The sequence below is a fragment of the Photobacterium sp. Alg240-V54 genome (genome assembly GCF_900537155.1).
In the GTDB taxonomy this organism is placed as follows: domain Bacteria; phylum Pseudomonadota; class Gammaproteobacteria; order Enterobacterales; family Vibrionaceae; genus Photobacterium.
This window is the reverse complement of record NZ_UNRL01000003.1, coordinates 79,184-98,030: the sequence shown is the minus strand read 5'-3', so window position 1 is coordinate 98,030 and position 18,847 is coordinate 79,184. Positions and strand designations below refer to the sequence as shown.

Genomic DNA, 18,847 nt, shown 5'->3' with positions numbered 1-18,847 from the left:
ATATTGTTTTTTTTATTAGTCATGATTTCGGTGAATGATTCTAATTCTACATATTATTCATGACTATATGTTAAGTTGTTGTTTGTTTATAATTAAAACTAATGATAAGCTCCTAAAGTATTGACGTAAAGTTATTTTTAACCTTTACGTATATAATAAGTCTATGATTGATTGAGCAAACTGAACAATTAGTGATAATTTGTGGGTTATAATCTATACAGTCGTGATGGTGTTAACTTATCCAGTTTAGCTATTATGCTATTGAAGAATTTAAAGGTTGGGCGATTTCATGGTTAATAATGATAATAATAAAGTTGAAGATTTTAAGCTTGTTGATGGTGAAAGTTTTATTCTTCAGCCAAATCAAATGCCTATACCTTTAGTAGATACTCATACGTTGCAAGGTAACGAAGTTATCGTTACTAATCGTGATGCTAAATTTATTTTTATAAAAGATGGCGTAGAGCAAGTGGTTAATTTCCCTTGTCCTAGTTGTTCAATCTTAACCCCCTCAGGGATCGAAACGATTGAACTAGATAATAGTATTTCCTTTAATGGCGATGCTAAAGCCGATATATCTTTTTCTGCAGATGACATTGAATCACTTCAAAATGCAATCTTAGCTGGGCAAGATCCGACAACATTATTTGAAGCACCTGCTGCAGGTAATGCAACAGCAGCCGGCAATGTGGGATTAAATGGCTCCTCTGCAACGGCAAGTTTTATCACTATTAATTATGATAATGATGCTGTATTAGCAGAGGCCGGTTTTGATACTGCTTATAATCCTCAACGCGCCGTTCAAGCAATTGATCCGAATATAATTCTTGCGGCAGATGGTGGCGAGTTAGGCTCAATGGTTGTTGTTGAAGGTGATCTAACACCCCAACCTGGCGAACAGGGCTATCCTGTAGAAACATCAACATCCATTATTATTGACGCAGCAACATTACCACTAGAAAGTAGCTCTTTTGTTTTTGATCCTCTCTCTATTAATGCATTACTTTCTGAATTAAATAGCGACATATCTTCTGGTGGCAAAGCGGTTAGCTTTGTTTACGATACTGGGACAAATACAATTATTGGTACTCTCGACGGTACGACAGTTATGTCTATTACCCTTGAAGCATCATCAATAAATGGTCGTGATGTCACTGTTAATGTGACTACTACAATTAATCAGCCCATTGATCATATTGCAGAAACTAATGGCGGTTTAGTCTCTCATAACGGTGATAGCATCACGATTGATGTTGCCATTCAGGGAGCTGATTCAAATGGTAACTCACTTGATAAACCAATCAATGTCGATATCACCATTGAAGATGGCGCTAACCCTGAATTTGGTACTGACAGTGGCACCACGATTAATGAAACCACCCAAAGCGGTACGGTTATTACCGGCGAAGTGCCGCTGGATGTGGGTTCAGATGCAATTCATCAGCTTGATTTCAATGCCGACCAACCGGATTTAGCCAACCTAACCAGTAATGGTACCGCAACCACATTTACAGTTAACGGCAATGTATTAACCGTGGTTGATAGCGATAATAAGCCAGTGATGGTCGTAACGATTGCGAAAGATGGCTCATACACGGTTGAAGTCACAGGCCCCATTGATCAAAACGATGCTGACATTGCCAAGATTAACCTAGGTGTGACGGCGACGGATAATGATGGCGATACTGCTAACGGCCAGGTAGTGATCACTATTAATGATGGCGCTGATGCGGGCGGTAATGAGCACGGTGATATTACCATTACCGAAGGTGATTTAACCCCTCAGGCTGGTGAGCAAGGCTACCCTGTATCGGGTAACACTACGATTGAGATTAAGGCGGGTGCTGACCGTCTAGACCCAAGCAAAGTGACCATCGATCCTACTCAATTAACCCAATTAATTAACGAATTAGAGTCAGAGTTAACCACGGGTGATAATCAAGCGATCAGCTTTAGCTATGACAGCGCCACCGGGCAATTAGTCGGTGTGACCGCTGACGGTGAGCAAGTGGTGACGGTCTCATTGGATGCAGTTCAAGCGGCGAACGGTCACGATATCGACGTCACAGTCACGATTGTTCAAGACAAACCGTTAAACCATACCGACAGTGGTGTTGATGGTTTGGTTGATAGTGTTAACGATAAAATTACCATTGATGTGCCGATTCAGGTGCAAGATACCGATGGTGATTGGCTAGATAATGCTGCCAATGTTGATATCACTATTGTTGATGGTGCCAACCCTGAATTTGGTACTGACAGTGGCACCACGATTAATGAAACCACCCAAAGCGGTACGGTTATTACCGGCGAAGTGCCGCTGGATGTGGGTTCAGATGCAATTCATCAGCTTGATTTCAATGCTGATCAACCGGATTTAGCCAACCTAACCAGTAATGGTGCAGCGACCACATTTACAGTTAACGGTAACGTATTAACCGTGCTTGATAGCGATAACAAGCCTGTGATGGTAGTAACGATTGCGAAAGATGGCGCATACACGGTTGAAGTGACAGGTTCCATTGATCAAAACGATGCAGACATTGCCAAGATTAACCTTGGTGTGACGGCGACGGATAATGATGGTGACAGCACGCAAGGACAAGTTGTTATTACTGTCACTGATGGCGCGAATGCGGGCGGTAATGAGCACGGTGAAATTACCATTACCGAAGGTGATTTAACCCCTCAGGCTGGAGAACAAGGCTACCCTGTATCGGGCAACACCACGATAGTGATTGAGGCAGGTGCCGATCGTCTCAATCCTGAGACTGTGGCTATCGATCCTACTCAATTAACCCAATTAATTGATGAATTATCATCTGAGTTAACCACCGCTGATAATCAAGCGATCAGCTTTAGCTATGACAGCGCCACCGGASAATTAGTCGGTGTGACCGCTGACGGCGAGCAAGTGGTGACGGTATCATTGGATGCTGTCCAAGCGGCGAACGGTCACGATATCGACGTCACAGTGACGATTAATCAAGACAAACCGTTAAACCACACCGACAGTGGTGTCGATGGTTTGGTTGATAGCGTTAACGATAAAATCACCATTGATGTGCCGATTCAGGTGCAAGATACCGATGGTGATTGGCTACAAAAGCCTGCCAATGTTGATATCACCATTGTTGATGGTGCTAATCCTGAGTTTGGTACCGACAGTGGCACCACGATTAATGAAACCACCCAAAGTGGTCAAGTTATTACCGGCGAAGTGCCTCTCGATGTGGGCTCAGATGCGATCCATCAGCTTGATTTCAATGCCGACCAACCGGATTTAGCCAACCTAACCAGTAATGGTGCCGCGACCACATTTACGGTTAACGGTAACGTATTAACCGTGGTTGATAGCGATAATAAGCCAGTGATGGTAGTAACGATTGCTAAAGATGGCTCATACACGGTTGAAGTCACAGGTCCAATTGATCAAAACAATGAGAATATTGCCAAGATTAACCTTGGTGTGACGGCGACGGATAATGATGGCGATACCGCTAACGGCCAGGTAGTGATCACTATTAATGATGGTGCTGATGCGGGCGGTAATGAGCACGGTGATATCATCATTACCGAAGGTGATTTAACCCCTCAGGCTGGTGAGCAAGGCTACCCTGTATCGGGTAACACTACAATTGAGATTAAGGCGGGCGCTGACCGTCTAGACCCAACTAAAGTGACCATCGACCCAGTTCAATTAACCAAATTAATTAGCGAATTAGAGTCAGAGTTAACCACGGGTGATAATCAAGCGATCAGCTTTAGCTATGACAGCACCAGCGGGCAATTAGTCGGTGTGACCGCTGGCGGCGAGCAAGTGGTGACGGTCTCATTGGATGCAGTTCAAGCGGCGAACGGTCACGATATCGACGTCACAGTGACGATTGTTCAAGACAAACCATTAAACCACACTGACAGTGGTGTCGATGGTTTGGTTGATAGCGTTAACGATAAAATCACCCTTGATGTGCCGATTCAGGCGCAAGATACCGATGGTGATTGGCTAGATAACCCTGCCAATGTTGATATCACTATTGTTGATGGTGCCAACCCTGAATTTGGTACTGACAGTGGCACCACGATTAATGAAACCACCCAAAGCGGTACGGTTATTACCGGCGAAGTGCCGCTCGATTTGGGTTCAGATGCAATTCATCAGCTTGATTTCAATGCTGACCAGCCAAGCCTTCAAGGTTTAACCAGTAATGGTGCCGCGACCACATTTACAGTTAACGGCAACGTATTAACCGTACTTGATAGCGATAACAAGCCAGTGATGGTAGTAACGATTGCTAAAGATGGCTCATACACGGTTGAAGTCACAGGTCCGATTGATCAAAACAATGAGAATATTGCCAAGATTAACCTAGGTGTGACGGCGACGGATAATGATGGCGATGCTGCTAACGGCCAGGTAGTGATCACTATTAATGATGGCGCTGATGCGGGCGGTAATGAGCACGGTGATATTACCATTACCGAAGGTGATTTAACCCCTCAGGCTGGTGAGCAAGGCTACCCTGTATCGGGTAACACTACGATTGTGATTGAGGCTGGTGCTGATCGTCTTGACCCAACTAAAGTGACCATCGATCCTACTCAATTAACCAAATTAATTAGCGAATTAGAGTCAGAGTTAACCACGGGTGATAATCAAGCGATCAGCTTTAGCTATGACAGCACCATCGGGCAATTAGTCGGTGTGACCGCTGGCGGCGAGCAAGTGGTGACGGTCTCATTGGATGCAGTTCAAGCTGCGAACGGCCACGATATCGACGTCACAGTCACGATTAATCAAGACAAACCGTTAAACCACACTGATAGTGGTGTCGATGGTTTGGTTGATAGTGTTAACGATAAAATCACCATTGATGTGCCGATTCAGACGCAAGATACCGATGGTGATTGGCTAGATAATGCTGCCAATGTTGATATCACTATTGTTGATGGTGCCAACCCTGAATTTGGTACTGACAGTGGCACCACGATTAATGAAACCACCCAAAGTGGTCAAGTTATAACGGGCGAAGTGCCGCTGGATGTGGGCTCAGATGCAATTCATCAGCTTGATTTCAATGCTGACCAGCCAAGCCTTCAAGGTTTAACCAGTAATGGCACCGCGACCACATTTACAGTTAACGGCAACGTATTAACCGTACTTGATAGCGATAACAAGCCTGTGATGGTAGTAACGATTGCGAAAGATGGCGCATACACGGTTGAAGTGACAGGCCCCATTGATCAAAACGATGCAGACATTGCCAAGATTAACCTTGGTGTGACGGCGACGGATAATGATGGTGACAGCACGCAAGGACAAGTTGTTATTACTGTCACTGATGGTGCTGATGCGGGCGGTAATGAGCACGGTGATATTACTATTACTGAAGGTGATTTAACCCCTCAAGCTGGTGAGCAAGGCTACCCTGTATCGGGTAACACTACGATTGAGATTAAGGCGGGTGCTGACCGTCTAGACCCAAGCAAAGTGACTATCGATCCTACTCAATTAACCCAATTAATTAGCGAATTAGAGTCAGAGTTAACCACCGGTGATAATCAAGCGATCAGCTTTAGTTATGACAGCACCAGCGGGCAATTAGTCGGTGTGACCGCGACTGGCGAGCAGGTTGTAACAGTCTCATTGGATGCAGGCCAAGCGGCGAACGGACACGATATCGACGTCACAGTCACGATTGTTCAAGACAAACCATTAAACCACACTGACAGTGGTGTCGATGGTTTGGTTGATAGCGTTAACGATAAAATCACCATTGATGTGCCGATTCAGGTGCAAGACACCGATGGTGATTGGTTAGATAACCCTGCCAATGTTGATATCACCATTGTTGATGGCGCTAATCCTGAGTTTGGTACCGACAGTGGCACCACGATTAATGAAACCACCCAAAGTGGTCAAGTTATAACGGGCGAAGTGCCGCTGGATGTGGGCTCAGATGCAATTCATCAGCTTGATTTCAATGCTGACCAGCCAAGCCTTCAAGGTTTAACCAGTAATGGCACCGCGACCACATTTACAGTTAACGGTAACGTATTAACCGTGGTTGATAGCGATAATAAGCCAGTGATGGTAGTAACGATTGCGAAAGATGGCTCATACACGGTTGAAGTTACAGGCCCCATTGATCAAAACGATGCTGACATTGCCAAGATTAACCTTGGTGTGACAGCGACGGATAATGATGGCGATACTGCTAACGGTCAGGTAGTGATCACTATTAATGATGGCGCTGATGCGGGTGGTAATGAGCACGGTGATATTACTATTACCGAAGGTGATTTAACCCCTCAGGCAGGTGAGCAAGGCTATCCAGTATCGGGCAACACTACGATTGTGATTAAGGCTGGTGCTGATCGTCTTGACCCAACTAAAGTGACCATCGATCCTACTCAATTAACCAAATTAATTAGCGAATTAGAGTCAGAGTTAACCACGGGTGATAATCAAGCGATCAGCTTTAGTTATGACAGCGCCACCGGGCAATTAGTTGGTGTGACCGCTGACGGTGAGCAAGTGGTAACAGTCTCATTGGATGCAGTTCAAGCTGCGAACGGTCACGATATCGACGTAACAGTCACGATTGTTCAAGACAAACCGTTAAACCATACTGACAGTGGTGTCGATGGTTTGGTTGATAGCGTTAACGATAAAATTACCATTGATGTGCCGATTCAGACGCAAGATACCGATGGTGATTGGCTAGATAATGCTGCCAATGTTGATATCACTATTGTTGATGGTGCTAACCCTGAATTTGGTACTGACAGTGGCACCACGATTAATGAAACCACCCAAAGTGGTCAAGTTATAACGGGCGAAGTGCCGCTGGATGTGGGCTCAGATGCAATTCATCAGCTTGATTTCAATGCTGACCAGCCAAGCCTTCAAGGTTTAACCAGTAATGGCACCGCGACCACATTTACAGTTAACGGCAACGTATTAACCGTACTTGATAGCGATAACAAGCCAGTGATGGTAGTAACGATTGCTAAAGATGGCTCATACACGGTTGAAGTCACAGGTCCGATTGATCAAAACAATGAGAATATTGCCAAGATTAACCTTGGTGTGACGGCGACGGATAATGATGGTGACAGTACGCAAGGACAAGTTGTTATTACTGTGACTGATGGTGAAAATGCTACAGGTGGTGAAACTGGCTCAATTACCATTACAGAAGGTGATTTAACGCCAGCGCCTGGTCAGCAAGGATATCCAGTATCAGGTAATACTGATATTGCAGTTACTGCTGGTGTCGATCGTCTTGATCCAGCCTCGGCAACAATCGATAACGCTAAGCTGACGGCATTAATCGATGAGTTACAATCAGAATTAACCTCTAATGGCGAAAAGATCAGTTTTAATTATGATCATAATACAGGTGTATTAACGGGTGCTGCTGACGGAAACGTTGTTGTTACAGTCGCCGTGACCGCGACACAAGCTGCAAACGGACATGATGTTGATATTAAAGTCTCGATTACCCAACACTCTCCACTTGACCATAATGGTAGTGATAATGGTGGATGGGTAAATGTTGATGGCGATAAGATCGTTATCGATGTACCAGTACAAGTTAATGATACTGATGGTGATCCTCTTACTAATGATGTTAATGCTCAAATAACTATTGAAGATGGCGCTAATCCAGTAATTATTGCTGCACCTGCATTAACGGTTGAAGAAAGTGATTTAGCCTCAGGTTCGACTCCGTCGGGTGATGGCGAAGCAGCTATTGGCGATATTGTTGTTAACTCAGGTAGTGATTATGTCACTAATTACAAAGTAGACGTTGACTCGTTTAATCAACAAAATGACATAACTTCGCACGGTAATAAAATAATTTTATCGCAATCAAGTGAAGGTACTTACCAAGGTATCGCTAACGGTAATGTTGTATTTACTTATTACTTACTACCAACTGGACGTTATATCTTCCAATTGCATGGCACAATAGATCATCCAACTCAAGGTGAAGATCAATTAACCATTGATATTCCAGTATATGCGATCGATAACGATGGTGATGTCAGTGGAAGTGTCAATGTGAATGTCACAATTCAAGATGATATTCCATCGGTTCAGGATGTGACATTAGCGACGGTAGAAGATAGCTCAAGTACCCAACAAAATGTGATTACAGCAACAGGGGCTGATGGTGCTGAAGTGACGGCTTTGATTGTTGATGGCCAACATATTGCGTTGTCTAGCTTAGAACAATCCGGTGAATATCGAATCTATGAAGTGAAAGATGGTACGCAAGTATTAGGTGAGCTGATGATCAAGCCTAATGGTGATACTTACTTTATAGCCAAAGATAACATCTCTCAAACCCAAGAAGAGCTAATTAAACAAATTGGTTTTGAAGTAACCGATGGTGACGGCGATACTGCAACTGGCACTATAACTTTAGATATTTCCGATAAAGACGCCATACTGCAAGTTGAAAATAGTGTCGGTGAAGAAGAGGATGGTCGTCACTCTACCGATCCAACTGATAACGTTGACCCTAATCGTGGTGGTATTGAAATCAATATGATCATTGATGGTGGGGATAACGACCGTGGTGAACATGTTGGTACAGTAACTATTCAACCGCAAACACAAGCACATGGTGTGTTTATGTATAACGGCCAGCCACTCACAGTTAATAGTGACGGTAGTGTTACCTTACCACCGGAGGCGTTTGCAGTTGATAATACCAATCCACCAGATGTGAAATTTATTTTACAAGGTGTGACTTTTGTTCCTGATGCAGACTATTCAACCTCAGCTGCTGGAATAAAATTCGACGTAACTGCACAAGTAAATACCACTGATGGTGGTAATCATCCGGTTATGAATGGTGAGTTCTCTATTGATGTGCAAGGTATTGCGGATACACCAATCTGGAATGCAAGTTCTGTTGATCACTATGTCACCTCAGAAGATCAGGATAACGTGTTACTCAATGTTGTGGCTGATTTACAAGACACTGATGGTTCAGAAAGGCTATTCTATTTCATTACGGTACCAGTAGAATATCAAGATAAGTGTACTTTAGAAATTGATGGACAGTTATTAACTGAAACGTCACCAGGCTCTGGTGTGTATAAGGTAACAGCAAACCAGATGGCGTCAGTTGAAGTGAATCCGGTTGATAATTTCAGTGGCGATATTGAGTTAACGATTCAGGCACAGAGCAAAGAGAAAAATAATTTTGTCGATGGTCATCAAACCGCCGACTCTGAAGTTAAAACTGTGATTATTAATGTCAGTCCTGTGGCTGATGATGCGGTATTGAAAGTCACGCGTGTTGAAGCAAATGAAGATCAGCGGATTGATTTATCAAGCCATATTAACTTGACATCATTGGACGATAATACCGATGGTTCTGAGACTTTATATCTACAAATTTCGGCATTGCCTGATGGCGCTGTGCTGTATCTTAATGATCAGCTACTGACGCCAAATGGCGATGGCGTATATGAGATTTCATACCAACAGCTAAGCGGTTTATCAATGCAACCGCCGTTAGACAGTAATGTTGATTTTAGTATTACGGTTAATGGTGTTGTCCGTGATGTCGCACAAGTGACAGATGCTAACGGCCAAGTGACGACTGAGACCAGTGAAAAAATTATTGGTCCTCAAACCATTGATGTTGCGTTAACCGGTGTGGTTGATCACCCTGAAATTGTCTCTGATAACCCTGATTGGACACCATTAGATGATGGTCGAGATGGTTTACAAACCACGATTAAAGAAGATGGCGAAGCTAAATTTGATTTTAAAGTCGTCTCTGGTGAGCACACCAATGCTGACGGTAATACTGATGGCTCTGAAACTCTGAGTGTGGTTATTTCAGGTATTCCAAAAGGGACTGAGATTTATGATGCAGAAGGTAATCTACAAACCTTAGTTTACGCAGGTGAAGACAGTAATGGTCAGCCTATTTACCAAGTAAACCTAGACTCATTAACCAATATTGTTATTAAACCACCACAGAATAGTACTGAAGATATCAGTTTAGATGTGCGCACAGTGGTGACTGAAAATGATGGTGCAAGTGCTGAGTTTAACAGTGAGTTGATTATTCATATCACACCTGAAATTGATGCGGATAATTACACCACCATATCGACAGGACTCGAAGACGAAGCAACCATTGTTCATTGGCAACCAACGCTGACTGATCCGCAAGAGCATATTACGGGGTTAGCTTTAGGTGGATTACCGACAGGTTATCAACTATTTATTAATGGCGTAGAACTGACTACAGACACTAATGGCAACGTTGTGTTAACTGCACAGCAATTACAGACATTACTTGATGGCGGTGAATTAACCGTAACTGCGCCTCATAATTCAGATCAAGATATAAAGTTAACCTCAACGGTTACGGTATCTCAAACTGATGTCGACGGTAATAAAGAAACAGTAACCAAAGATATTACTGGCACATTGGATGTTGATATTAAAGCGGTTGTTGAGCCTGATGGTTCAATAGTTATAGATCATAATGGTACACAAGAGACTACGATAGCCTCTGGTAGCGACGGTGTGATTGATTTATCTAATGATGCTGGATCTGACGGTAAAATTATCTGGCAAAATGATGATAGTTCAAGTTCAGAAGTGATCACGCAAATTGTGTTAGATCCTATTCCGGAAGGATTTGTGATCATTGGTGGTATTAATAATGGTGATGGTAGCTGGACGGTGCCGCAATCATCACTAGATGACTTAAAAATAATTGCACCAGAAGGATTTAAAGGTCAGTTAACCCTTAATATTAATGCCCTTGTTCAAGATATGAGCGATGACGGTGATGTCAGTGATAAAGTTAACAAGGAAGGAACAATCACGTTAGATTTTAGCGCTAATACTGAAAGTCATACTGAAAAAGCCGCAGACATCATAGCTAATGATAACTATATCGTAACGGGCACTGAAGATAATAGTGTTGATCTCGGTAAGCAAATGATGGATCACATTGTTACCATCAGTACAGCGAACGGTGATCAAGCTCACGATGACTTTACCTTAGTAATCAAAAGCATCGATAATTTACCAGCGGGTGCAACTATTTCAGGCGCTGATTTTGACCACGTTACTGGTGAGTACGTATTAAAAGTGCCTGTTGGTGCTGATGGTACGGTTGATCTTTCAGGCATCACATTAAATCTTCCTGATGACTATGCGGGAGATTTTAAGTTTGATGTTACCTATGTCACCACGGATACTGAAAGTGGTGATTACATAACCAAGAACGACACCATTGCTGTGCAAGTTGCACCGCAAGTTGATGGGCCTAAAGATGTCGCGATTACGGTTGTAGAAACTGATGGCTTAAACGCTGATAAGCAGCCAATCTCGACTTCTGATGATAAGCAAGAGCAGGTATACGACAATATTGCTTACGAAGATGGTGATATTAAACTCGATCTCTCGATGAGTTTAAAAGATACCGATACATCAGAGACTGATGGTAAAGAAACGATACAGTCAGTAACCCTAACATTAGCTGATACTACCAATGGCGTATTTATTGATGCTAATGGCAATGTGCTAGGCACGTCAATTACGGTTGATCAAAGTCAGCTTGATAATATTCATTTCAAGCCTGCACTTGATTTCAGCGGTAAGGTCGATATCAATGTCAGTACAACAGTGGTGGATACTGCTATTTATGATCAAACCGGCGGGGCGACAGTCACTGATACAAAATCATTTGATAGTACGGTTAGTTTTGATGTAATTGCTGTGAATGACGAAATCAAATGGCAAGGTATTGATACGCCTATTGTTGGTGATGAAGATACCGCTATTCCACTGACTGGAATCAGTGGTTCTTTAGAAGATGTCGATGGCTCTGAGCATATTGTTTCGATGAAATTAGAAAATGTGCCCGATGGTTTTATTATTGAAGGTGCTGTCAATAATGGTGGTGGTATATGGACAATTACTGCATCTGGTGAAAGCTTTGATTTAAGTGATATTAAAGTGCGTCCACCCCATGATTTCAGCGGTACCGTTGATATTGATATTGTGGTTTATTCAAAAGAAGACTCACTGGATAAACCAGCAGAGAATCGTGAAACCATCACTATTGATGTACAGCCAGTTGCCGATAAAGTAGATACTGACGTTACAACCAATGTCACCGGTGATGAAAATAATCCGATTACGCTTGATTTGGGTATTAAAGCTTATGACGACAAAAACACCATTAATAATCCGAGTCCAAATGTACATGAAAATGGGGCTGAATCATTACAAATAACCATCACTAACGTACCTGATTCTAGTTCGTTTACCTTACCTGATGGGGTTGATGGCAGTGCTGAAAAGCAAGCTGATGGTTCATGGATAATTAAAGTGACAGGCTCTGATCTGGATTCGTTAATTTTCCATCCGGGTGATGCTAATAATCAAACGGTTATTGACGGCACTATTTGGAATGGCGATTTAAATCTCGATATTCGTGCGGTTGACAACGGTGTTGTTGGTACCGACAGTGTTGCAGTTGATAAGACTATCCATGTTGATGTTATTCCTGATAATGATGCACCAGTAAACCATTTACCTTCAGATCCATTAACGGTTGATGAAGACGCTACGCTAGTGATAAATGGTTTGCAAATTACCGATGTTGATAGCAACGATCATGATGCAGTAATGGATATGACTGTCACTCTAAGTGTTGAGCACGGTCAGCTTGCTATTGCTGCGGGTGTTGATACATCAGGCTTAACCATCACTGATAATGGTGATGGTAAGTTGATTATCAATGGTGATTTAAATTTGATTAATCAACTTTTAGATCATGGTATTAACTATACCGGTGACAAAGATTTTAACGGTACAGATAGCCTGACAATGACCACTAACGATAATGGTAATTCAGGTGCTGGCGGTCCATTAACCGATACTGACACTATTGATATAACCGTAACACCGGTTAACGATGCACCTGTAAATACTGTACCGGCACCGTTTGATGTTAATGAAGATAGTAGCCATGTTATTACAGGCTTGAGCATTGCAGATGTTGACGCTAAAGAAAGCGGTACTTCGGGGCAAATGACAGTTGAGCTAAGCGTAGAGCATGGACAACTGGATATTATTGCCACCGATACTCTAGGACTAACGATCACTGATAATGGTGATGGTAAGTTAGTGATAAGCGGTGATATCGATAAGATTAATACTTTGCTTGATGCGGGTGTTAAATATACTGGTGATGAAAACTTTAATGGTAGCGATCAGCTAACCATGACTACATCAGATAACGGCAATGTTGGTAGCGGTGGCGTGTTAACTGACGTGAGTACAGTTGATATTACTGTCGATGCGGTAAATGATGCGCCTGTAAATACAGTACCAGCAACATTTGATGTTAATGAAGACAGTAGCCATATTATTACTGGATTGAGCATTGCAGATATTGATGCCAAAGAAGGTGGTACATCGGGGCAAATGACAGTTGAGCTAAGCGTAGAGCATGGACAACTGGCGGTTATTGCTACCGATACTCAAGGACTAACGATCACTGATAATGGTGACGGTAAGTTAGTGATAAGTGGTGATATCGATAAAATTAATACCTTGCTTGATGCGGGGATTGAATACAGTAGCGATCAAAACTATAACGGTAGCGATCAGCTAACCATGACCACTTCTGATAACGGTAATGTCGGTAGTGGTGGTGCGTTAACCGATGTGAGTACAGTTGATATTACTGTCGAGGCAGTTAATGATGCACCGGTCAATGATGTACCTACCACGATTACTGCGAGTGAAGATACTGCAACAGTTGTGGAAGGTATAAAAGTTACCGATACTGATTTTAATGAGCTTGCCAATAATGAAGCGATGTCGGTGACATTAGCGGTTAACCATGGCTCACTATCGATTACATTACCAACAAATAGTGGTGTTGAAGTTACTGATGATGGCAGCGGTAATGTGGTTCTGAAAGGTTCAATGGCAGATATCAACGCGGTACTTGATAGTGGCGTGAGCTATACTGCAGCTGAAAATTTCAGTGGCAATGATGAATTGACCATCACAACCAATGATGGTGGTAATACCGGTTCTGGTGGTAGTCTATCGACGACCAATAAAGTCAATATTACCGTCACACCAAAAGCGGATATGCCGTCCTTAAGTTTAAGTCCTGATCATATTCAAACCGCTGCGATTCAAAGCTCATTAGGGACAATGTTACCTTTGATTGGCTTAATTGCTGCAGCGTCAGCTGATGCTTCTGAAACACTGACAGTCAAACTTAGTGATTTAGGCTCAGCTCAGGTTGTTGATAAAGCTGGCAATGTTATTGGTACCGATTTAGGTAATGGTGAGTGGCAAATTACTGCGCAAGATCTGAATGATGTTTATATTAAAGATCTTACTCAAGGTGCACACACAATCAGCGTTGCTGCTGTATCGACTGAATCTGATGGTTCTCAAGCAATATCACCTGCGGTTAATATTGATGTCGTGGTTGATGATCTTAGTGTAACCAATAATATCATTGGTCAGAATAGTGCGTCGAATCAAGCGAATTTAGTGATTGATAGTACCGCTGAAGCAACCCTATTTGGCGGTGACGGCAATGATATTCTCGTCGGTGGTTTAGCATCTGATATTTTAGTTGGCGGTCGAGGTGATGATATTCTGTGGGGAGGTGATCTTAATGGCCATGGCGATGGCGTTAAAGATACTTTCTTATGGTCTGAAGCCGATTTTGGTACAGCTAATGCGCCAGCGACAGACACTATAATGGATTTTGAAGTGGGTATTGATACCATTAATCTTGGTGATGCGCTTAATAGTCAGGATATTCAATCTGTTGAAGATTTGAATAATCGTTTAAATATAGTAGAGCAACAAGGCAATACTGAAATTCAGATTTTTGACGATCAACATCAAGTTGTGCAAAACATCATATTAGATGGTGTTAGTCATAATGATCTCTTTGGTGATAATGCGACTAGTATGACTAATGCTGATAAATTGGATGCGTTACTTAATAGTGGTAATCTTGAGTTAAGTGATAATTTTGGTAATCAACAAGATAATATCTTGACTGCTGATAACCAAGGTGAATCTTTGTTTGGTTTCGGTGGCAACGACATTCTTGCTGCAGGCCAAGGTAATGATATTTTAACCGGCGGTAGTGGTAATGACGTGTTCATATGGCATGAAACATCGCTTTCGGCGGTGGAAAATACAGATACCATTACTGATTTTGAATTAGATAAAGATCAAATCAATCTTTACGACTTATTGACTGATGATAATAATAGTATTGTTGATATGGATGTTTTATTGAAACATGTTAGTGCTGATGTTGATGATAACGGCAATCTCAATCTTGAAGTGAATAGTACTCAAGGGCAGTCACAGCATATTGTGTTAGAAAATTTCAACCCACAACACGATTTAGGCTTAATAGATGGTGCATCTTCTGCTGATATAGTGGCATCGTTGTTTAATCATAATGTGTTTCAAGTTGATAATAACCATTAACGATTAATGAACCTAAAAGAGCAGCTTTGAATAGCTGCTTTTTTTGATAAAAAAAAGAGAAAGAGTGATGAAAAAAGGGCTAATTAGTGGGTTACTGCTATTAAGTTCAGGAGCAGTATATGCGCAAAGCTGTCCTGTTAATGTACCGAATCCAATTCATATTGATAAAGGTAACGTGTCTGTTTATGAAGCAGGAAAGCCAAAGCTATTAATAGATGATAATAATAATTTGTTTATTAATGGTAAGCAGGTTGATCTTAATACGATGCAACAGCAAGCATTAACAGCTTACAGCGATAATATGCAGACCTATTTGCCACAGATGGCGGCGTTAGCTCAACAAGGCACAGACCTAGCATTAGCAGTATTGAAAGATGTATCAAGCAGTTTTGACTCACAAGCTGCATTTACTAAAGTACAGACGCTGGTGAAACAATTAAGTGAGCAGGCGCAGCATAAATTTTATAACGCGCAAGGTGAGTTTGTGATGCCTGCTGATGTGTTTAGTAGTATGGATACCACCTGGAAAACGGAATTTGAAAATGCGATGCAGCAAGTTACCGTCGAATCAATATCAAGTGTATTAATGGCGCTTGGTGATGAAATGAAACATGGTGATCTCGATTTTAGTCAAATGCAGACTAAATTTTCGCAATTAAAGACGCAGATCACTGACACTGTGACTCAACATAGTGGTGAGATGAAAGTAAAAGCAAATGATTTATGCGGATCAATTGAAGGCTTAGCTAAACAAGAGCAGCAACTTCAGCAAATTATTCCACAGTTGCAAGATATACCAATGTTTAAAAGTCATGCTAACGAAAGATAAGCATTGAACCAAAAATAGCACCTAAGGGTGCTATTTTTATTGGTATTTACGCCTACACTGATAGATAAGACATCAGTATTATCTTTAAAAATGGTGGATGTTGCTGGCTGTAATTTATTCACCAAGTCAATGGAGTGCTATATGTTAAAAATTCTGATTATTTTTGGTTTATTAGGCTTTGCATATTGGGTGATTCGCTATTTATCAAAGTCACAACAAAATCAGATTGTCACAGGTCTTGTGGCGGTATTAGGCTCTGCAGCAATCATTTTTATCGGATTTGAACTCTTTCGTTAAAGTAAATCAGTAAGGGCAATACCAACACCGAGTCGTTGCTGTTTATGGTTGTAATCAATGAGATTTTCACCATAGCCTGTTGAGTATTTCGTATAACCTCGTAACTTACCCCATAGTGGGAAGGTCAATCCCAATTCACCATAGCCTTTGTGAGTTGCAAAATTTTGGCGGCCGGTAAAACTAAACTCGTAATCTTGCCACTTATAAACCGCATTTATCTCATAATGCCCCATATAATCGATGATATCTGGATTGTCATCGCCTGTGGGTGAGATGGGTGTTTGTTTTTTATCTTCAGGAATTCGCCACCACGGGCGCAATGATACCGCTAAATTACCTTTCTCAATGATCAGATCTGTATAGACGCGGTTCCAGCTGCGCGATAAACCCTGCGTTCGACCATTTGATTGGTGTTCAATACCTAGTGTCATCCAAGTTTTGGTGCCAAAGGGGGCCCATGGTGTCGGGGCTAGGTAAAATATTTCGGGACGATAATTGGTTTCTCTAAACGGACGTGAAAGGTCTGCGGCATACACTTGCCAATATGACTCCAAGGTGAAAGCGACAAATAAGCCATCATCATCAATCAATAAATCACCATAATTTAATGGTGTTTTAAAACTAATTTGAAACTCCGCTTCAGCATTTTTCATCTTACCCGCCCACTGGCTATCTTTATAAGCGGCATCATTGATGCTGTCAGTCATGACTATTGGTAGAAAATAATTCATACGATGGGGAGTAATAACGAAGCGGTTGAACGCTGTTTCACGTTCATTTTGTAAGCGTTGAGAAACAAGCGTTGGCTGGGGAGAAGCCTGATGCGTTGTTGCCGCTGCAATATTTTTGGTACAACGCAAACGGATGTTATTGAGTGTTAAATCACCATTTTGGGTTTTTACCGCGTTGAGTAGGCAAGCATCATAATCTTGAGCAGTGCTTGCAGCTGCTGTACTCGCAATAAATAATGAAGAAGTAAGGCAAACAGTATAGATAAATCTCACAATAACTTATAATCCTTGAAAGTGATTTGAAAACAAAGGGTACTAATTATTTGTTGATGTTGATACTCTAGTGATTCAACCGTGAGATCATACTAGTGGTTATGATGGTGTCCTTGTTTGCTTTCAACATAATGTGAATTATTGGATTTGAATTTTTAATAAAATATATCATGGTATTGAATATAATAAAAAGTTTAATAACAATTAACTTAATATTATTGATAGTTGTTTTTTTAGCAGACTTTCTGGAATATTCGAGCCAAATCCTAAATCTAATGCTAAATCAATTAATTCTATTTTTGAATTGGCATTAAATTTTTCTCTTAACTTTAATATATAAGTCTCTACAGTTTTAACCGATACATTTAAATTTTTTGCAATAGATTGAGGCTTCTTCCCGTAGAGCGTGAGGAATAAAACTTCAGATTCACGAGTGTTAAGATAAATGTCTGAATTCTTAGACGTTAAGTTTAAATAGGACTTTTTTATAAGCGGCATTTCTGTACTACGGCAAAGCCAGTGGCCAGCTTTCAATATTGCGGTGTCTTTTAATTCTATACCTGAAAATAGAATACCAATAATTTCATTATTCTGATCACGCCATGCTACTTTAGTACAAAGATGCACTCGCCAACTACCATCATAATAAGGATGGATATCAAGGGTTCGCACTACCTTTTCGGTTCTCATTGCTTGTAAGTCTTGCTCTCTGAATATACTAGCACAATGACTGGTAGGGCTTGGCATATCAAAATCTGTGCGACCAATGCAATCTAGATGATGTTCTAGTCCCATCATTTTACTAAATTCAGTATTTGCATACATATAAACAGAGTCTTTATTTTTAAATCCCCACCACCCTGGAAGTTGGTTGAATGCATCTAAAATCATTTGGGTTTTAATCGGTTCCATAGTTTCCTCAATTAATCACATAACAAAGATAATGCTTACATGTCATCATTAAATACTAAATTCGCATAAAAATTCCATTTAGTAACCGAAAAATAAGGCATTTACGCTAAAGGAAGGAATGCCTTTAAGGTATGCAGGGTTAGTGTAAATATAATGCATGTAGAATTAACTTAAAGATCTTCTTTAAAGGTATATAAAGAATGATAAGAACAACTTTATCTTATCTGATGATAATAATGAGTGTTAATAGCATTTTGTAACGAA

Annotated in this window: 5 protein-coding genes; 3 read left to right on the top strand and 2 right to left on the bottom strand. The window is 41.3% G+C overall.

The features are described 5' to 3' along the window. Positions 1-289: 289 nt before the first annotated feature. From G6R09_RS09525 to G6R09_RS19865, 3 genes are all read left to right on the top strand, one after another. Complete coding sequence (locus G6R09_RS09525) at positions 290-15,541, top strand: retention module-containing protein (protein ID WP_163922005.1); 15,252 nt, start codon at positions 290-292, stop codon at positions 15,539-15,541. Positions 15,542-15,608: 67 nt separating this feature from the next. After that, the gene (locus G6R09_RS09520; protein ID WP_205522994.1) at positions 15,609-16,370 is read left to right on the top strand and encodes a DUF2884 family protein; all 762 of its coding nucleotides are present in this window, start codon (positions 15,609-15,611) and stop codon (positions 16,368-16,370) included. 141 nt (positions 16,371-16,511) lie between these two features. Next, positions 16,512-16,667: a hypothetical protein gene (locus tag G6R09_RS19865; protein WP_162840644.1), complete on the top strand. Its 156-nt coding sequence runs from the start codon at positions 16,512-16,514 to the stop codon at positions 16,665-16,667. Here G6R09_RS19865 and G6R09_RS09515 read toward each other — a convergent pair. Then, positions 16,664-17,671, bottom strand: coding sequence for a phospholipase A (locus tag G6R09_RS09515; RefSeq protein WP_373423712.1), 1,008 nt, complete (start codon positions 17,669-17,671; stop codon positions 16,664-16,666). The genes G6R09_RS19865 and G6R09_RS09515 overlap by 4 nt on opposite strands. A 204-nt stretch (positions 17,672-17,875) precedes the next feature. After that, complete coding sequence (locus tag G6R09_RS09510; RefSeq protein WP_087846208.1) at positions 17,876-18,583, bottom strand: PAS domain-containing protein; 708 nt, start codon at positions 18,581-18,583, stop codon at positions 17,876-17,878. Between the last annotated feature and the right edge of the window lie 264 nt (positions 18,584-18,847).